The organism is Pantoea sp. (assembly GCF_028283705.1).
GTDB lineage: Bacteria > Pseudomonadota > Gammaproteobacteria > Enterobacterales > Enterobacteriaceae > Pantoea.
Map to the genome: position 1 here is coordinate 465,894 of NZ_JAPWKD010000011.1, position 17,491 is coordinate 483,384.

17 protein-coding genes are annotated in these 17,491 nt (G+C 54.8%); 9 read left to right on the plus strand and 8 right to left on the minus strand.

Going from position 1 to position 17,491, the window contains the following annotated elements; all coding sequences use genetic code 11:
- Window positions 1-5: 5 nt before the first annotated feature.
- Genes fhuB through PW844_RS09105 form a run of 3 tightly spaced genes read right to left on the minus strand, consistent with a single transcriptional unit; the run spans window position 6 to window position 4,977 of the window.
- Complete coding sequence (fhuB, locus tag PW844_RS09095) at window positions 6-1,988, minus strand: Fe(3+)-hydroxamate ABC transporter permease FhuB (RefSeq protein ID WP_299450541.1); 1,983 nt, start codon at window positions 1,986-1,988, stop codon at window positions 6-8.
- A complete protein-coding gene (locus PW844_RS09100; RefSeq protein WP_299450543.1) occupies window positions 1,985-2,854 on the minus strand; it encodes an ABC transporter substrate-binding protein in 870 nt (289 codons plus the stop codon). The genes fhuB and PW844_RS09100 overlap by 4 nt, the downstream gene beginning before the upstream one ends.
- Window positions 2,848-4,977, minus strand: coding sequence for a TonB-dependent siderophore receptor (locus PW844_RS09105; protein WP_299450545.1), 2,130 nt, complete (start codon window positions 4,975-4,977; stop codon window positions 2,848-2,850). Before PW844_RS09105 ends, PW844_RS09100 begins: the two co-directional genes overlap by 7 nt.
- A gap of 158 nt (window positions 4,978-5,135) precedes the next feature.
- On the opposite strand from PW844_RS09105, the gene PW844_RS09110 reads away from it, so the two are divergent.
- Window positions 5,136-5,921 (plus strand): helix-turn-helix transcriptional regulator, encoded by a 786-nt coding sequence (locus PW844_RS09110; protein ID WP_299451120.1) that lies wholly within the window; start codon window positions 5,136-5,138, stop codon window positions 5,919-5,921.
- Window positions 5,922-6,031: 110 nt separating this feature from the next.
- Here the strand turns inward: PW844_RS09110 and PW844_RS09115 are convergent, their stop codons facing one another.
- Entirely contained in the window at window positions 6,032-6,385 is a 354-nt protein-coding gene (locus tag PW844_RS09115) for a hypothetical protein (RefSeq protein WP_299450547.1), read from the minus strand.
- Window positions 6,386-6,391: 6 nt separating this feature from the next.
- A complete protein-coding gene (locus PW844_RS09120) occupies window positions 6,392-8,050 on the minus strand; it encodes an inositol phosphate phosphatase SopB (RefSeq protein ID WP_299450549.1) in 1,659 nt (552 codons plus the stop codon).
- Between the two features lie 410 nt (window positions 8,051-8,460).
- Here PW844_RS09120 and PW844_RS09125 point away from each other — a divergent pair, with 410 nt between their 5' ends.
- The 6 genes from PW844_RS09125 (at window position 8,461) to PW844_RS09150 (ending at window position 13,393) form a co-directional block, all read left to right on the plus strand.
- Entirely contained in the window at window positions 8,461-9,657 is a 1,197-nt protein-coding gene (locus PW844_RS09125; protein WP_299450550.1) for a M20 family metallopeptidase, read from the plus strand.
- A 16-nt stretch (window positions 9,658-9,673) separates the two neighbouring features.
- Window positions 9,674-10,522 carry a transporter substrate-binding domain-containing protein gene (locus PW844_RS09130; RefSeq protein ID WP_299450553.1) on the plus strand — a complete coding sequence of 283 codons (849 nt, stop codon included), beginning with the start codon at window positions 9,674-9,676 and terminating at the stop codon, window positions 10,520-10,522.
- A gap of 12 nt (window positions 10,523-10,534) precedes the next feature.
- Entirely contained in the window at window positions 10,535-11,254 is a 720-nt protein-coding gene (locus tag PW844_RS09135; protein ID WP_084880409.1) for an ABC transporter permease subunit, read from the plus strand.
- A 9-nt stretch (window positions 11,255-11,263) separates the two neighbouring features.
- Window positions 11,264-11,947 carry an ABC transporter permease subunit gene (locus tag PW844_RS09140; RefSeq protein ID WP_299450557.1) on the plus strand — a complete coding sequence of 228 codons (684 nt, stop codon included), beginning with the start codon at window positions 11,264-11,266 and terminating at the stop codon, window positions 11,945-11,947.
- Window positions 11,947-12,723: an ATP-binding cassette domain-containing protein gene (locus PW844_RS09145; protein ID WP_299450559.1), complete on the plus strand. Its 777-nt coding sequence runs from the start codon at window positions 11,947-11,949 to the stop codon at window positions 12,721-12,723. Before PW844_RS09140 ends, PW844_RS09145 begins: the two co-directional genes overlap by 1 nt.
- A 280-nt stretch (window positions 12,724-13,003) precedes the next feature.
- Window positions 13,004-13,393: a response regulator gene (locus PW844_RS09150; protein WP_299450560.1), complete on the plus strand. Its 390-nt coding sequence runs from the start codon at window positions 13,004-13,006 to the stop codon at window positions 13,391-13,393.
- 5 nt (window positions 13,394-13,398) lie between these two features.
- Here PW844_RS09150 and PW844_RS09155 read toward each other — a convergent pair whose 3' ends face one another.
- The 3 genes from PW844_RS09155 to PW844_RS09165 all read right to left on the minus strand — a co-directional run bounded on the left by PW844_RS09155 (window position 13,399) and on the right by PW844_RS09165 (window position 15,776).
- Complete coding sequence (locus tag PW844_RS09155; protein WP_299450562.1) at window positions 13,399-14,178, minus strand: molybdenum ABC transporter permease; 780 nt, start codon at window positions 14,176-14,178, stop codon at window positions 13,399-13,401.
- The gene (locus tag PW844_RS09160; RefSeq protein ID WP_299450564.1) at window positions 14,175-15,101 is read right to left on the minus strand and encodes an extracellular solute-binding protein; all 927 of its coding nucleotides are present in this window, start codon (window positions 15,099-15,101) and stop codon (window positions 14,175-14,177) included. The genes PW844_RS09155 and PW844_RS09160 overlap by 4 nt, the downstream gene beginning before the upstream one ends.
- Before the next feature lie 114 nt (window positions 15,102-15,215).
- On the minus strand, window positions 15,216-15,776 hold the full coding sequence (locus PW844_RS09165; protein WP_299450565.1) for a thioredoxin: 561 nt from the start codon (window positions 15,774-15,776) through the stop codon (window positions 15,216-15,218).
- A gap of 291 nt (window positions 15,777-16,067) precedes the next feature.
- Here PW844_RS09165 and PW844_RS09170 point away from each other — a divergent pair, with 291 nt between their 5' ends.
- Window positions 16,068-16,337 (plus strand): hypothetical protein, encoded by a 270-nt coding sequence (locus PW844_RS09170; protein ID WP_084881206.1) that lies wholly within the window; start codon window positions 16,068-16,070, stop codon window positions 16,335-16,337.
- A 106-nt stretch (window positions 16,338-16,443) separates the two neighbouring features.
- Complete coding sequence (locus PW844_RS09175) at window positions 16,444-17,460, plus strand: NAD(P)-dependent alcohol dehydrogenase (RefSeq protein ID WP_299450569.1); 1,017 nt, start codon at window positions 16,444-16,446, stop codon at window positions 17,458-17,460.
- The last annotated feature ends 31 nt before the right edge of the window (window positions 17,461-17,491 follow it).

Here is a 17,491-nt window from a genome sequence, read left to right on the forward strand (position 1 = left end):
ATCTCCTATGAGTTTGTACTATTCAACGGACGCCACAGCAGTAGCGCCAGCCATGGGCCGCCGATCAGCGTTGCCATCAGTCCGGCCGGAATTTGTCGTGGATAAAGTAGATTGCTGCCTGCCCAGTCAGCCAGCATCATTAGCACTGCCGCAATCAGCACCGCCAGTATCAGTTGCCCGAGCGGACGGCGTGCGCCCAGCTGCCGTGCCAGCTGTGGCCCAAGCAGGCCGATAAAGGACAAAGGGCCGACAATTAACGTCGCCACGCCGGTCATCGCCGCCGCCAGCATCATCAGCAGCAGGCGCGCCTGTGTGACGTTAAGTCCCAGTGAGGACGATACCTTATGCAGCGGTAACAGCAGCAATGCGCGGCGCAATAGCGGGGTCAGCGCCAGCAACAGCAGCGCCAGCATCAGCGCGATTGCCGCGGTACTGGCATTGACGTAGTAGGTCGAACCGGTCATCAGCTGACGCAGCATCGCTGCCGCCATGCCGTTGTTACTCATTACGATAGCGGCGACTGACTGAAACAGCGCGGTGATAGCCAGGCCACTTAATAACATGCGTTGCGGATTGAGAGCGTAATGGCGCGCCTGCCACAGCGTGAGCGCCAGCGTCAGCAACGCGCCGATGGCGCTACTGGCCAGCATCAGCATGATGCCACCCAACGGCCAGAGCAACAGTTGTATGGTGATACCCAGTGAGGCACCAGCGCCAATGCCCAGTAATTCCGGGCTGGCCATCGGGTTACGGCTGACCCGCTGGATGATCACGCCAGCCGCCGCCAGCAGCACACCTGCCGACAGTGCTGCCAGCAGACGTGGCAGACGGAACGGCAGCAGGGCATGGAGTTCAGCCAGCGAGTTCCAGTGCCAGCCGTGAATGCCACGCGCAAAATCGAGCGACACCGCCAGCAGCAGAAAAAACAGCGCGATCACCGGCAGCAGGATCATGCGATGGGTGGGAAAGGGTGCCTGAGAAGGTTCACTGACGTCGGGTTGAAAGATATGACGCAGCCGGGGTAAAAACCACAACAGCAACGGTCCACCCGCCAGCGCTGTCATCATACCGGTTGGCAGCAGCAAACCACCGATGCCGTTCAGACGGCTTACGCCCTGATCGGTCAGCCACAGCAACCCGGCAGCCAGCAACGGCGACCAAATCAGTTTCTGGCGCAGATGTTTTGCGCCCGCCAGCATGGCAAGATGCGGGGCGGCGAGGCCAATAAAACCAATCACCCCGACCACGCTGATCACCAGGCTGCTGATCACCAGCGCTGACAGCAGTGCGATGCCCCGCACCAGCCCGGCGGGCATGCCTATTGAATGGGTTACCCGCTCATCCAGCGCCAGCAGCCGCAGAGGCCGCAGGATCAGCAGTACCGGCAAGGCGGCCAGTAGCACTCGCGGCAAGAGCCACCAAAACGGGTTGGCATTTTGCTGGGTCAGGGCACCACCGCCCCAGATAAATACCGCCGCCAGCGAACGGTCATAGATGATCGTCAGCAGCAGATTGACGGAGCCACAGTACAGATTGACCAGCATGCCCGCCAGCGTCAGTGCCAGCGGGGTAAAACCCTGACGCAAACTCAGCAGAAACACCACGGCAAAGGCCAGCAATGCGCCGCTCAGCGCGATCCATTCACGTCCCGCCAGCAGCCAAGCCGGGCCAGCCAGGGAAGCGAGCGACAGCGCCAGCGTGGCACCGGAAGCGATGCCCAGTGTCAAGGGCTCCGCCAGCGGATTGCGCAGCGCCTGCTGCATCACCACCCCGGTAAAACCCAGCGCCAGCCCGCACAGCAACGCCATCCCCTGGCGCGGTAACCACATCTGGCTAAAAATCTGCTGCGCCAGGCTGGGATTGGCTGAGCCGTGCAGCACCTGCCAGATATCTGGCCATGCCAGCTGCTGGCTTAGCTGTAGCAGGCTGAGGAGCATCGCTGTGGCGAACAGCAGGGTGCAGAGCAGGGCAGGATGGCGTGTCATCATGCGTTTGCCTCCTGTAACGCGCTGACCAGGCTCTCGGCAAAACGTACCGCCGTCAGCACTCCGCCCTCAGTGGATAATCCATCGGGCATTACCAGCAACCGGTGACCACCGCGCGTCAGGGTCTGCCACAGCGGGGAGTCAATGATCGGTGTCAGGTCCACCTCCGGCCAGGAAGGCAGCAGTACCAGCCAGCCGGACGGTATTTGTGCCAGTTGTTCCAGCTCCAGCGTTGCCATGCCCTGTGGGCCGACGGCGAAGGGGGGACGATGATCCAGCCCCAGCAATCTCAGCATGTCGTTAAACAAACTCCCCGGGCCGAGCGCCTGCACATGCAGCGTATCCAGTGGATGCAGCAGGTAGATGGGCCGTGGCTGAAATCGTGCGGCTCGTTGCCGGGCCTGGTTGAGCCGTTGCAGCAGGAGTGTCATCACCTGATCCGCCCGGGGACCCTCTCCCGCCAGCTGTGCCATAGCACGCAAATTCTGCTGCGCCTGCTGCCAGGGATGGGGGCTATAAATTGGGAAGTAATGCAACGGCGCGATGCGTGACAACTGCGCTTCGGCCATACGATGTGCGGGGGTGACCAGCAACTGGCTGGGATGCAGTTCAAACAGGGTTTCATAGTTGGGTTGAAACAACAGGCCAACATCGGTCACCTGGGAGGGCAACGGCGGCTGGCTGAACAAGCGGCGATACCAGTCTGGCGCGGCGACACCCACCGGCGTGACACCAAGCAGCAGCGCCATTTCGGTTAATCCCCAGTCGAGGATCACCCAACGTGGCCGGGTTGCGGCCAGCAACGGAAACGAAAACAGGGCAGCGCCTGCCAGCGCGCCCTGGATTACCTGCCGACGGCTAATTACCACTGATAACTCACCGTGGCGATCAATTGCCGCCGCAGGCCAAAGTGGCAACCGAGATCGTTACAGTTGCTGATGTACTGTTTATCGGTCAGGTTTTGCAGATTCAGCGCCAGCTGCCAGTCCTGCCAACGGTAACGCATCATCGCGTCATAAATCATCACCGCCGGTACTTTCAGGCTGTTGTCAGTGGTGGCGTAGTTGGTACCAACGTAGCGTCCGCCACCGCCGATAGTGACGCCATCAAGCAGCCCCGGTAAGGCGTATTCGGTCCACAGGCTGGCAGTCTGCCGGGCGATCGCTACCGGCTGTTTACCCTCGGTATCATCGTTAGCCGAGATCACTTTCGGGTTGGTTAGCGCGTACGAGGCATTCACCAACCAGCGAGACGTGATGTTCGCTTTCGCATCCAGTTCGAATCCCTGAGAGCGGATCTCGCCGGTTTGCACCGAATAATTAGCATGCTCCGGGTCGGCGGTCAGAACATTGGTCTGACGCAGGTCGTAGAGCGCAGCGCTGAACAACGCATTAAAGCCATTCGGCTGATACTTGATTCCCACCTCCGACTGTTTGCCTTTGGTCGGCTTAAAGGGATCGCCCGCCCAGGAGGTGCCGGACTGCGGCTGGAACGAGGTGCCATAGCTGATATATGGCGCAATACCATTGTCAAAGTGGTACATCAGACCGGCGCGACCGGTAGTGGCGTAGTCGTTCAGCTCGGTGCGGGTATCGGTGACCCAGTTCTGTGCGCGGCTTTGCGCTTTGTCATAACGTCCGCCGAGATTGAGGATCCAGTGGTTCCACTTCATGCTGTCCTGGAGGTAAAAACCCAGCTGGGTCATAAAGGAGCGACTGTGGTTATCAATCGACGGGCTTGCAACCGGCGTACTGTAATCCGGGTTGAGATAGCTGATATCAGACGCGGTGCCGTAGCCGCTGTTCTGACGTAAATCGTCGTGCACATAATCCATGCCCACCGTCACCGCATGGTTAACCGGGCCGGTATACAGATTGCCTTGCAGGTTAGTATCGACATCAAACGCATTGAAGGATTCGATCACGCGCATGCTGTCACGGCTTACCGTCGCCGAGCCATCAACCACGGTATTGGTCGGGTAGACCATCTGGTAATCGCTGCTGGTGTGCAGATAACGCAGGTTCTGGTGCAGGCTCCAGCTGTCATCGAACTTATGCATAAAGTCATAGCCGATGCTGGCCTGCTCGCGGCGATAGTAATCAAAGCCCGGCTGGCCGCCGTAGAAGCTGTCGGAGTAATTGCCCTGCGCGAGGTGGATTAAGCTGCCTTCCAGCGGCAGCTGGTTATAAAACCCGGCGTAGGGATCTTTGCGGAACTGCCCGAGCAGCGTCAGACGCGTGTCGTCATTGGGCTGCCAGGTCAGCGCCGGGGCGATGTCATAGTGTTTATATTTGGTGTAATCGACCTGGGTGTCGTTGCGAGACCAGGTGCCGGTAATACGGCCCAGCCAGTGTTCGTCATTATCCAGCGCGCCGGAGAGATCCAGCCCGGTTTCAAACAGATTATGGCTACCGGTGCTGACAAAAATCTGGTGGATAGGTTCGGCGGTGGGGCGTTTGCTCACCAGATTAACCACACCGCCCGGGCTAGCCTGACCAAAGGTCACCGAGTCCGGGCCTTTAACCACTTCGACGCGATCCAGCAGGAAAGTATCGAAATTCGGACGCGACCAGTAAGTCACCGTAGGCAGACGCAGGCCATCCAGGAACTCGTCAGCCGCGAAACCACGAATGTAGATATCATCGAAACGGTAATCTGCGCCACCGCCTTCGGAGCCGATACCGCTGTTATAACGCAACGCCTGGGCCACGTTCAGTGCACCCTGGGAAGCCATCTGCGCCTGAGTGATCACCGAGATGCTTTGTGGCGTTTCGATTAACGGACGGCTGCTTTTGGTGGCAGAATCCGCTTTTTTCGCCACCTGGTTCCAGCTGTCGGCATCGCCGCCATCGGTATCCACGTTATTGGCGGAGACGGTCAGCGTATTGTCATGCGAATTATTATTGTTATCTGCCGCCAATGCTGGTGTGCTGCTGAACAGCACCAGCAGTAAGGCGTTCAGTGGTGTGCGTTGAAAAGTGCGATGACGCAAGATTTTTATCCCCGATATAGTTCAACGGCCATAAATAGTGATACAAATGATAATCATTACTATTTTATTTGATAGCGCCGCGCTGGCGACTTCGCGCGATTGATTGGTTCAATAACGCAAAGCGGACAGCAATCGGCAATCTGACAGGATTGGATGTGATGGTGTTGAACAAACCACGGCTAACCGATGCCAGCCCGACCTTACCCTTATTAACCACGCGGGAAATGCATTATCACGCGGGGCGTGAGGAGCGCTGGCATGCCCATGAAGTGGCGCAGCTGGTGCTCTGTTTGCAGGGGGTGATGCGGGTGCAGACGCACAGCGCATCATGGACATTAACACCGGGCAGGGCGCTGTGGCTGCCGGGGACTTTACCTCATGCGTTAACGGCACTGAGCGATATTCGCAGCCTGAGTCTGTATCTGGAACCGGTGGTGGCTCGCGCCTTCTGGCCGGAAGCTCGCAGCATGATGATTTCGCCCTTGCTCCAGGCGTTAATGCAGACGCTGGTGGAGATGGAACAACAATCTAACCCCGATCCGCTGCGGGTGGAACTGATTACACCGTTGCTGCTGGATGAAATCCATCGCGCACCTGAGGGTCCGGTCTGTGTGCTGCCGTTACCTGCTGATCGTCGTCTGATGAACATTTGCCAGCAGTTGCTGCAAACTCCGGCCAGTAGTGACACGCTGGAAGAGTGGGGCCATCGCGTCGGGGCCAGCTCGCGTACCCTGGCGCGTCTGTTCCGCGATCAAACCGGTATTACCTTTACGCAATGGCGGCAGCAATTGCGATTATCAGAAGCGCTGGTGCAACTGGCACAAGGACAACCGGTACTGCGCATTGCCAGCCAGCTCGGCTATCAAAGTCCCAGCGCGTTTATCTCCATGTTCCGCCGTTTGCTGGGTGATACGCCACAGCGTTTTTTGCGGATTTCAGGGTGAAATCGCCAGCCTGATGATCACCGATGCCCGCCTGTAGTGGGGCATCGGGCGAGGGTATCCGTGCTAATTTCGCCCGTTGATCTTCCCTGTTTCTCAACGCCCGTTCAAAACTATACTGCGTTGGAAAAGCCATTTTTACATAGCATGCGGGACACGCTGATGAGTTGGTGGAGTCCCGATTCTACTTCTGCGGCAGCACTGGTTGCCGGAAGGCGTAACAGGGCTAACAGCGCAGTCTTATCGGCATCCGTTGCCAGCACTACCGGGCTGGAATAGTTAAGTTGCAGGACTCTTTGCAAATCATCTACTGTGTTCGGCAATGGCCCAACAGGACAACACATCTCCAGCGTATGGTCTGACTCATTGAAGTAAATGGTCAGTTCCTCATCAACGATTAAAACCGGGTCATCACCGTCTATTTCCAACCCGAGAGCGTCATAAAGACTATAAATAATATTCGACATAATTCCTCAGCTATAAACCAGTTTTGATAACCCTTGTGTTGCTTTCAATACCTGGTTGTTTCCAATACGCTCATTAAATGACAGATTCATCCCGGGAAGAGGTAAGGACTTAATGACTTTATTACCTGCAACACTGGTGTTATACACCTGAACCTCTGCATTACCACCATTAACCAGGACGTTCTGAAATAATTCCTTATCTGCTTTATTTTGCAGGCGACCCGGTTGACTTAATGGTTTTCCCTGATGCTGGCTTATCACTTCCCTTTTGATTTCTGCATCCAGCATGCCTGTTCTGTCCTTGCCACTTTTACAGTTCCAGCACGGTACAGCACCAATTTCATATGCCAGCATGGCGATGCGTTGTGCTGCCTTGTAGGGCTCACCTCCATCATGATGGTGGGATTTTTTAATAAAGATATCCCTGAGCTGCTGGCTAAGTTCCCGTACTTTTTCTCCATTCTCAGGGTTGGTTTTCAGATATTCGCCGACCATACCTTGAGGTTGCGTAGTGAATTTCAGCTCAGGGCCAAATAGTTGCTTCAGTGCCTGATCATTATATTTATCTGAGGCAGTCCAGCCCAGTTTGAACTTCAGTGCCATTTCGTTAACCCCCAGACTGAATGCAACAACCTTCAGATTGACCTTTATCTGTTTTAATTCGCCCTGTTTATCCCTGATGGTAAGACTCAGAGGCGTTTGTTGGGTCAATGCTTGCCAGGCATGCATTTGGTCAGCGACCATACCATCCTCTTTTCCTGTCTTGCTTGCGGTGGCGAGTGAGGTGGAAACCAGGTTAAAAGGAACTACCTGGCCGGAGAGTGCGCGCTGTAACAAATCTGATTTTGCATATAAAGCTGCAGTTAACACTTCCTTTGCCCGAGTGATGGCACCGGCCTGACGAGCAGGATCGCTCTTTTTCAATCCGTAGGGTGAGAGAATACCGTGGCGGATGCCGTTAAATAACGTCTCAGGGCGACCATCCTTATCGGGAGCCGTAATTTCCGACATCCATAAATTGGTGGCGTGTTGGGTATCAGTAGTAGATGCGCTGCAAACACCTTTATCCAGATAGGATTGTTGGAAGATATCATGGCTGCCAGTCTTCATTTTCCCGGCGGGAGTCAGGGTACTGGTATAATTATGGCCGCCATGTGCAATATTTGTGTTTATTTTGTCCCAGTTATTGCTGTTACGTATTTTTATTGCCGCTGCTTTGAATTCTTTTTTTATGATGCTTTTAACGTCTTTCAGGGGCACTCGATGTTTATTACTGAATGCAGTTGAAATATTATCGATGAGTTTGCTATTTAATTTTTTTGAGGCGTTTATTTGTTCTTTATTGGCTATATCAATGCCTGAGTCTGTCGTTTTTAAAAGCCCTGGCATCAATTGCAACGTGCTTTTATTGAGTTTCAATTTATCCATGACAAATTCTGCAATTTTCAATTGATCAGTCTGGAAAACTAATAGCGCATTGACCGAACGGGCAGGCGGGGAAATATCACCCCCCGCTCCTGGACAGATTGGAGTGGCAAGGTAGGGGTTTGCTGCATTACCGCTGGTAAAAGGCAGCGGATCCTGCGAGGTCCGACGTGGCTGGATTTGTTCTGTGTTCAAATCATACGTTCTAAGTTCTGCATGTGATATTGAAGCCCGAATCACATTAATCTCCTGATAGTAAAACAAAATTTATGAAGCCGTCTTACTAACAACGTGCATCAAATAAACCCAGTTTATTGAATCAGATGAATGGCTTTTATGAATTACCACATACGCTTATGGTTTTGGTATAACAGCCAGATTGCCTAAATATCCAGCAATCGTTCGTTCAGTAACAAAATCAGAAATACTGATGATCCGCAGTCGATTATGAATGTTATGACTGCTTCATTTCCCGCACATGGATTTTTATCCTGCTTTCGCAGGGGATTAGCAAAATATCACGAAAATTCAGCAAGTAACCCGCGAGATTGCGCGTTGCATTCTGCCTGGGGCTGTGAATAAATACGGAGACTTTCTTCATAAAAATGCCATAAAGGCCGGGCGCAAGCCTGAAAAAGATCACCGCAACCATGAAAGACCATCAAGCCACTTTGGCCCGGGAAATCAGTGCCAGAAGCGAAAGCCTGGAAGCACATCTCATCAATATCCGTCGTGATATTCACGCCCATCCTGAACTGGGTTTCGATACTCACCGTACCGCGAAAATCGTTGAGCAGGAGTTGTTAGCTCTCGGCCTGACGCCGAAAACCGGCGTAGGGAAAACCGGTGTGATGCTGGACATCGTCGGTGCTCATCCCGGTAAAACCGTATTATTGCGTGCCGATATGGATGCGCTGCCGATTCACGAGCAAACCGGGTTGCCGTTCAGCAGCAATTATCCGGGCAAAATGCATGCCTGCGGCCATGATATTCATACTGCGACGTTGCTGGGCGTGGCATCCATCCTGCCGCATTATCGTGACCAGCTGCACGGCACGGTACGCCTGATTTTTCAGCCTGCGGAAGAAACGCCGGAAAGTGGTGCGGAAGCGATGATCGCCGATGGTGCGGCAGATGGCGTCGATCTGGCGATTACGCTGCATAACAAGCCGGAACTGGCGGCCGGTGAAATCGGCCTGACACGCGGGGCCAGCACTGCCTCCAGCGATGAGTTTGATTTGGTGGTGCACGGCACCTCAACCCATGCTGCGCGCCCGCATATGGGTACCGATCCGATCATTGCGGCGGTGCATCTGATCACCCAGTTGCAAACTATTGTTTCCCGTGAACTCGATCCGGCTAACTCGGCGGTGCTAACTGTTGGCCATATCCACGGTGGCACCACGCACAATATCATTTCTGATAGCTGCCTGATTCAGGGCACGGTGCGGGCGAAGTCCCCGGCGGCACGCGCACATATCGAGACGGCGTTTAAACGTATTTGCGCGGGGGTGGCGCTGGCGCTGAATACGCGTATCGAGGTCAATTATCAGCGCGGTGTACCACCACTGATGAATGACGATGCGCTGATTGACCAACTGGAAACCATCCTGTCGCATCAGTTTGGTAAAGCGATTATCGCTAAACCCAGTGCCAGCTTTGGCGCTGAGGATTTCTCGCTGTTTACCGAACGGGCACCGGGATGCCAGATCCATATTGGTTCCGGCGCGCCAGGACGCGACGATCACCTGCACAACTCGGATTATCAGCCCGATGAGCGCAGTATCCATGCAGGCACTCAGGCGTTAGCCCGTTTAGCCATCGATTTACTCTCCAGCAATCAATAACAAATCCTGAGGTTTTATGATGATGCGTAAAGGGCTTTTCACCGCTTCCGTTGGCATGCTGCTGCTTGCCACTTCTGCTCTGGTCCAGGCGAAAGATTTTGGCACCCTGAAATTTGCCACCGAAGCGGCTTATCCTCCGTTCAACCAATCCACGCCGAGCGGTAAAATTGTCGGTTATGAGCCGGATATGGTGGCAGAACTGGCAAAACGCGTTGGCTTCAAATACGAGCTGGTGGCACAGAAATGGTCAGGCATGATCCCCGGCCTGGTCGATGGCAAATACGATGCGGTGGTGGATGCGGTAACTGTCACGCCGAAGCGTGAAGAAGTGGTGGATTTCACCCATCAATACACCGTCAGCGTGTCGGGCTTTGTCACCCTGAAAGGCAGTGCGCTGGATACCCTGCCAGGTAACAACGAAGTGGTGCAGGCCGGTGATGAAGCAGGTATGACCAAAGCCATCGACGCGCTGAAAGCGAAGTTCAAAGGCAAAACCATTGCGGTGCAGGTTGCCACCATCCAGGCTGACTTCCTTAACAAATATCTGTCTGATGTGGCGACCATCCGCACCTATCAGGGTGGCCCGGAAACCTTCGCCGATCTGCTGAATGGCCGCGTTGATGCGGTGATGGCGTCACGTACTAACCTCAATGCCTATGTGAAAAAACATGCGGATACCGTGAACAGCACCGGCTATGGTTTTGTTGGTGGTGTGCTGGGCCAGGGTTCAGCGATTGCGCTGCGTAAAAACAATCCGGAGCTGAAAGCCGCGTTGGATGCTGCGCTGGTCTCAATGATCAAAGACGGTACGCTGAAACAGCTTTCTATTAAGTGGTTCGGCGAGAACGTCGCACCTGCGGAGTAATGCCTGACGCTTATGACTATCGACTGGCAACTGTTAGGATTCGGTGACGAAGGGTGGGGCGGCGTGCTGCTTAATGCCGCTACCGTCACCGTGACCGTTTCACTCTGCGCCTGGCTGCTGGGCGCAATTCTTGGCAGCCTGTTGTGCTGGATGCAGATTGGTGGCTCGCGCTGGCAACAACGGCTGGCGGGTGGCTACATCACTTTGTTTCGCGGTGTGCCGGAACTGTTGGTGATCTACCTGTTTTACTTTGGTGGCCGCCAGGTGGTGGGCTTCTTTGGCGCACTGCTCGATTTACCAGGGCCGTTCGATGTGAACGGCTTTGTCGCCGGGGCTATCGCCATCGGGTTGATCTCGGGTGCGTATCAAAGCGGCGTGTTTCGTGGGGCTTATCACGCTATCCCGAAAGGGACGCTGGAAGCTGCTACTGTGACTGGCATGGGGCGTTTGATGCTGTTTCGCCGCATGATTGTGCCGCAGGCACTGAAAACCGCGTTACCCGGTATGGGGAACCAGTGGCAATCAGTGATTAAGGAGTCGGCGCTGGTTTCAGTGACCGGCTTGGTAGAAACCATGAACCAGATTTCTACCGCCTCCAATTCAACGCAAATGCCGTTCTTCTTCTACAGCGTGGGTGCAGTGATTTACCTGATCATCACCACCTGTTCCGATTTTGTCTTCCGTTATGTGGAAAAAGTGGCCATGCGCGGGCAACAACGCGCCCGGTTGTAAGGAGGCCCGATGGATTTTTCCTTTTTGCAGCACACGCTGGTGGCGCTGCTGCGCGGATTACCGCTCACGCTGAATCTTGCCGTCCTGTCATTACTCGGTGGCGGGATGCTGGCGTTATTGCTGAATTTGCTGCGACAAAATTGTGTGGGCAGCTATGTCGCGCGGTTTTATGTCTGGCTGTTTCGCGGTACGCCGCTGTTGATTCAGATTTTCATGATCTATTACGGACTCGGCAGCTTACCGGCGGTGCGCGAGAGCCTCTTCTGGCCGCTGCTGCGTGATCCTTACTGGTGTGGCCTGATCGCCCTGATTCTTAATGATGCAGCGTACACCTCGGAAATTCTGCGCGGCGGCCTGAATGCGGTGAGCGTGCAATCGCTGGAAGCGGCGAAGGTATGCGGCATGTCGCGCTTTACCATGCTGCGCCGCATCACACTGCCGATTGCCGTGCGTCAGGCATTGCCTGCTTACAGCAATGAAATCATCTCGATGATTAAATCAACGTCGCTGGTCAGCACCATCAGTCTGATGGAGATGACCGGGATTGCCGATTCGATTGTGTCCGAGACCTTCCGCGCGCTGGAGGTATTTATCAGCGCGGCGATTATCTACCTGCTGCTGACCGTGCTGGTGAGCAAAGGTGTGGCGCTGCTGGAGCGCCGTTTGTCCCCTTATTACGCTGGAGCACGTTAATGAGCAAACCGACTATCGCCCTGAGCCATCTCAGAAAAAGTTACGGTGGCCATGACGTGCTGCACGACATCAGCCTGACAGCACAGGATGGCGATGTGATTTCGCTGATCGGTGCCAGTGGTTCGGGCAAAAGTACCCTGCTGCGCTGCATCCCGTTCCTCGAAATTCCCCAGGGGGGCGAGATCGCGGTAGGTGACGAAGTGGTCACCATCGATAATCCGCATGAAAAACTGAATCGCGAGCAGCGTAACCGCATCAAGCTGATGCGGATGCAGCTGGGTTTTGTGTTCCAGAGCTTTAATCTGTGGCCGCATAAAACCGTGTTGCAGAACATCATGGAAGCCCCGGTGCATGTACAAAAGCGCAGCCATAAAGAGGCGCTGGAAGAGGCCGAAGCGCTGTTGCACAAAGTGGGTTTGTATGAAAAACGCAACGCCTGGCCGTCACAGCTTTCGGGTGGGCAACAGCAACGTGTGGCGATTGCCCGCGCGCTGGCGCAGCAGCCGAAGGCGATTCTGTTCGATGAACCGACTTCGGCGCTGGACCCGGAACTGGTGGGGGAAGTGCTGCGCGTGATCCGCGGGCTGGCGGAGGAGGGGCGTACCATGATTATCGTGACGCACGAGATGGGTTTTGCCCGCGACGTTTCCAATAAAGCGGTGTTTTTGCATCAGGGTAAAATCGAAGAGTCAGGCTCACCGCAACAAGTGTTCAGCGACCCGATTTCGCCGCGCTGTAAGGCCTTTGTCAGCAGCCATTTGCAACGCAACAGCTAGTCCGCCTCATTTGAGTGTAAGTAGATTTTACACGATGCCTTAGAAATATCTGATTTCGCACTGGTGTGGTGCAAAAAGCAAGACCACGCCAGTGCTGGAGTCAGATAATTATCCTCCCGATGTGCCTGGCGTTCGCAGGATCTGCTGTTTTTTAACCTGGTGCTATTCACACAAATCCCCGACGGAATGCGGCTTTATGGCTGATTTTCGCCGGTGGAGATGTGGCCGTACGCAGACTATTATCAGCGCTCGCATGACGTTTTAGCTGCGGGGTAAATTGATGATTGCGACGGTCTGGTTAGTGGAAGACGACGTATCCGTGAGCGAATCCCTTGGGTTCCTGTTGAAAGCACTGGATTATCAGGTGGTGGACTTTATTGATCTTACCGATTTTGAGGCCGCCACAGCGGGAGCCAGGCCGTTACGGGGTTGTCTGCTACTTGATGTGCCGCTGCCGGATATCAACGGACAAAACTGGCTGGCGGAACATAACCAACTTCATCCATTGTTGCCGGTGATTATTATGGCCGACCAGGGCACACCGGAAGAATATCGCCAGGATGCTTTTGCTTTTTTTATCAAACCGCTCGATATGGAACCTTTACTGGAAAGTATTAAACAGGCGATGGAGGAAAGTGCGCGGCGCGTCGAGCGCTGGCACTCGGGGTAACGAATTTAAACCAGTGCGACTTTCCCCTGCTGCAAGCGGCGCGAGGTGACAAAGCACAGCAGCGGTACCGGTAAAGTAAACAACAACAACAGCCATAACAGTACATACACGGCGTCAACGCCGTCATTTTGCAGGTTGTTGTAGAGTTGCACCGGCATTCCCTGAGGGAAGTAGGCAAAGATCATCACGATACCGAATTCGCCCATGGCACGCACCCAGGCCAGGGCGGTAGCAGAAGCCAGACCCGGTGCCGCCAGCGGCACTGACAATCGCCAGAAACGTTGCCAGGGAGGTGCGCCGAGGGTGCGAGCGGCTTCAAGAATTTCTTTCGGCACGCCAGCGAAGGCGGAACGTGCGGCAGTGACAAAGTAAGGCAACGCGCCATACCATTGCGCCAGCACAAAGGCTGCCGGGTTATTCACCAGCGTCATGCCGAACCGTCCCAGTAACTCGCCGGGCACACTGTAAGGCCCATAGGCACTCACCAGCAAAATCCCCATCGCCAGCGGTGGCGTGAGTAGCGGGATCAACACCAGCAATTCCACGATCAGGCGCGCTTTCCCCCGCGCCTGTGACAGCCACCAGGCCACCGGTAATCCGCTGAGAAAAATCAGCAACAGCGCCACCCCTCCCAGCGCGAGGGAGGTAGCGATGGCATGGCTATCGCCCCATGCCAGCCGCAGATGTTGCCAGTGCGTCACGCCAATCAGCGTGACGAACGGGACAGCCAGCAGCAACAGGGCCGGAAGTGAGAGCCACAACGCGGTGGACTGGCGTTTTCTCATGGCTGGTACAGCACGCCACCTTTCGGTGCCGCATAGCCGTTCTGTTTCAACAGCGTCTGGCCCGGCTGGCTCAGCATAAAGTCAACGAAGGCTTTACCGGCAGCGGTGCCGTTTGGCGCGTTTTTCAGCACCGCGGCGTAATACACCATCGGTTGAGTATGCAGGGTTTTTTCCTCGCCTTTGCTGTCTTTCACCTGGAAGCTGACCGTGTCATACCACTGTTTCGCCTGATCCGGGTTGCTCAGGTTGATTTCATCCGGCAGCGCGATATAAGGCAGATGGGCGGAGATCACTTCACTTTCGTAACCGGCCGCAGCATCAACCTGGCCACTCTCAAGGCGCGCCAGCAGGCCACCTTCCAGATGGGTTTGCGCCGGGTTTTGTACCCCGCCCATGATTTTTTCGGCGATGCCCGGCTGGTGGTAATACTTCTCAGCCAGCAGCAGGGTAAAGACAATGTTCTGGCCTTTCGGATCGTTAATTGGGTCGGTGCGGCCAAATTTCAGCCCTGGCGTTGCCAGCACTTTCAGCCAGCTGGCATCGCTGCCTTTGGCCTGAGCAAACTGCTGAGCGTATTTCCCTTTCGGGCTGTAGGCGATCACCATGCTGGTACTGGCAACCGGCACTGCGGTATCGATCAGTCCGGCATCTTTCAGGATCTGCATCGGCCCTGGGGTGATGGAAACAAACACATCGGCAGTGATTTTCTTACTCGCCAGCAGGCGAGCCATACCGTAAGCCCCCTGGCCTTGTCCCTGGTAATTACCGTTATTTTCTTTAGCAAACGCTGGACCTAACGCCTGGTCCATGACTTTGCCCATCGAACCGGCATAGGTCACACGGATGTCAGTATTTGCCAGGGCATTAAGACTGAGACTCGCGCCTGCGGTGAGCAGTAACGCGCTAAGCAGTTTATGTTGCATTCCATTTCTCGCTATATAATTAGGTAAATAACGATTAACAGGATAAGCATAACGAAGCAAGGAGTAAACTATTGCGAAATATAGCGAAAGGCCCGACGACGCGGGCCTCGGGAGTCAGGCAAGAATACGTTTTGCCCAGGATTCGATCTCATCACCACTGCCAATATCCGCCTGCACCAGCCCATTGACAATAAAGGTGGGTGACACGTGGATACCGTTCTGGCGTGAATATTTGCAATGCCATTTGATTTCATTCTGCAATTCGGCACGGTCAAAAGGCTCGCGTGCATTGACACCGCTGTATTGCTCCAGACGATCGAGGAGCTGGTTCGGCGTGGTATCCATATTGGGGCCGCGGGCGTGATCGGTGAACTCGAACTCTTCGCGGTGATCGGCCACTGCTTTCAGCACCGCTTTGGCGGCGGCTTTGCCTGCGGGCAGGGTGGACGCGGCAAGAATGTAGCGCACAATCAGGCCGGAATACATATGCCACGGCTGTGATTGCAAACAGATTTTCAGCGTCATCTTCTCTTCGCCGACCAGGTTTAATAACGCATCGAACTTATTAAATGCGCGCACCGAAAACGGGCAGGTTGGTTCGAGAAACACTTCAAACACCTTCGGGCCGTGGCCCCAGACCAGTGGATCGGCATGCAATGCGGTTGACTGACTCATCGTGACTCCCTGTGTAGAGAAAAAGTTTTTCTACTTTGACAAAGCGTTGCGGTGGCGACCAGCACAAGCTCAGGCTTTTTTGTTACAAAGCCATTCTCTGGTGTCATAATTCGTGCCAGATAAAAATCAGTTTACAGATCCGCGAGCTACGAAATTGTCAGGCGCGATGCCCTTTGCCAGCTAAATAACCAACTATAGTTATCCTACATTTTCGTTGTTTCAGGCGCTGCAGCCGTCGCGCCTTTTGTATTCATTTGCCCGGAGCTGAGAGAGATAAAAAAGAGGTTAATTGTGCTTGCCGAAATTTCCTGGAAAATCATCCATCAGGTTATCAATCAAACGATTGCGGAGATGGTGGATGAGCAGCAGACGCTGGATGTGTTGACCCTGCGTGGGCGGTTAAGGGAAATGGCCGAAAACGAGAGCGATGAAGAGATGGTGCTATGTTACTGGCAGGCGATGAAAGTGCTGACGCACCTGCCGCCGACGGTGACAGCCAGTCAGTTGATTGAGGCGGCGCGTAACGCCTTTCGTAGCCCGATTAATCATGACCCGCTTTAACGCTGCTTCGCAGCAGGTGCTAACATAATCGTATGATTATTCAGCATAATAATGGGGCATGATTTGATAAACTTCTGTCGTCAGAGACCAACCACTGAGGACAGCAATGAAAATTACGAGCTATGCCGCCATGCAGGCGGGTGAGGCGCTGGTGCCTTACGAATACGAGGCCGGTCCATTGGCTGCCGAGGATGTGCAGGTAGAGGTGGATTACTGTGGTGTCTGCCACTCCGATCTGTCGATGATTGATAATGAATGGGGCGGCTCAACCTATCCGCTGATTGCCGGTCACGAAGTGATTGGGCGTGTGGTGGCGCTGGGGGACGCGGCGCAGAATAAAGGGCTGAGTCTCGGCCAGCGTGTCGGTATCGGCTGGACAGCCAAAAGCTGCCAGCACTGTGATGCCTGTATCACCGGTGACCAGGTCAACTGCGAAAACGGTAAGGTCTCCACCATCAATAACCACGGTGGATTCGCCAGCCATCTGCGCGCTAACTGGCAATGGGTGATCCCGTTGCCAGAATCGCTTGATATTGCTACCGCCGGTCCGTTGCTGTGTGGCGGTATCACGGTGTTTAAACCGTTGCTGATGAACAACATCACCGCGACCAGCCGCGTTGGGGTGATTGGTATCGGTGGCCTCGGTCATATGGCGATCAAACTGTTGCGCGCGATGGGGGCGGAAGTCACCGCGTTCAGTTCGTCTGCCGGTAAAACCGAATCGATTCTGGCGATGGGCGCTGACCGCGTGGTCAACAGCCGTGACCCGGAGGCGCTGAATGCATTGGCAGGACAGTTTGATTTGATTATCAGCACCGTGGCGGTGGATCTCGACTGGAAACCCTATTACCAGGCACTGGCGCGTCAGGGCAAGTTCCACACCGTGGGTGCGGTGATGAAGCCGTTTGAAGTTCCGGCATTTAGCCTGATTGTTGGTGACCGTGCGGTTACGGGTTCTTCCACCGGTTCACCGGGTCAGCTGCGTGCGTTGCTGAAACTGGCATCACGCGTTGATATCGCGCCGACCGTGGAAGAATTCCCGATGTCGAAAGTGAATGACGCGCTCGATCATGTCCGTGCTGGTAAAGCGCATTATCGCGTGGTGCTGAAGGCAGATTTCTGACGCCGGGTATTTAATGATCACGGCGCGATGG

Excerpts from the sequence above, each read along its gene's own strand:
- fhuB (WP_299450541.1), bottom strand. The coding sequence starts at position 1,988 with ATGATGACACGCCATCCTGCCCTGCTCTGCACCCTGCTGTTCGCCACA.
- PW844_RS09110 (WP_299451120.1), top strand. The coding sequence starts at position 5,136 with ATGGTGTTGAACAAACCACGGCTAACCGATGCCAGCCCGACCTTACCC.
- PW844_RS09115 (WP_299450547.1), bottom strand. The coding sequence starts at position 6,385 with ATGTCGAATATTATTTATAGTCTTTATGACGCTCTCGGGTTGGAAATA.
- PW844_RS09125 (WP_299450550.1), top strand. The coding sequence starts at position 8,461 with ATGAAAGACCATCAAGCCACTTTGGCCCGGGAAATCAGTGCCAGAAGC.
- PW844_RS09130 (WP_299450553.1), top strand. The coding sequence starts at position 9,674 with ATGATGATGCGTAAAGGGCTTTTCACCGCTTCCGTTGGCATGCTGCTG.
- PW844_RS09135 (WP_084880409.1), top strand. The coding sequence starts at position 10,535 with ATGACTATCGACTGGCAACTGTTAGGATTCGGTGACGAAGGGTGGGGC.
- PW844_RS09140 (WP_299450557.1), top strand. The coding sequence starts at position 11,264 with ATGGATTTTTCCTTTTTGCAGCACACGCTGGTGGCGCTGCTGCGCGGA.
- PW844_RS09145 (WP_299450559.1), top strand. The coding sequence starts at position 11,947 with ATGAGCAAACCGACTATCGCCCTGAGCCATCTCAGAAAAAGTTACGGT.
- PW844_RS09150 (WP_299450560.1), top strand. The coding sequence starts at position 13,004 with ATGATTGCGACGGTCTGGTTAGTGGAAGACGACGTATCCGTGAGCGAA.
- PW844_RS09155 (WP_299450562.1), bottom strand. The coding sequence starts at position 14,178 with ATGAGAAAACGCCAGTCCACCGCGTTGTGGCTCTCACTTCCGGCCCTG.
- PW844_RS09160 (WP_299450564.1), bottom strand. The coding sequence starts at position 15,101 with ATGCAACATAAACTGCTTAGCGCGTTACTGCTCACCGCAGGCGCGAGT.
- PW844_RS09165 (WP_299450565.1), bottom strand. The coding sequence starts at position 15,776 with ATGAGTCAGTCAACCGCATTGCATGCCGATCCACTGGTCTGGGGCCAC.
- PW844_RS09175 (WP_299450569.1), top strand. The coding sequence starts at position 16,444 with ATGAAAATTACGAGCTATGCCGCCATGCAGGCGGGTGAGGCGCTGGTG.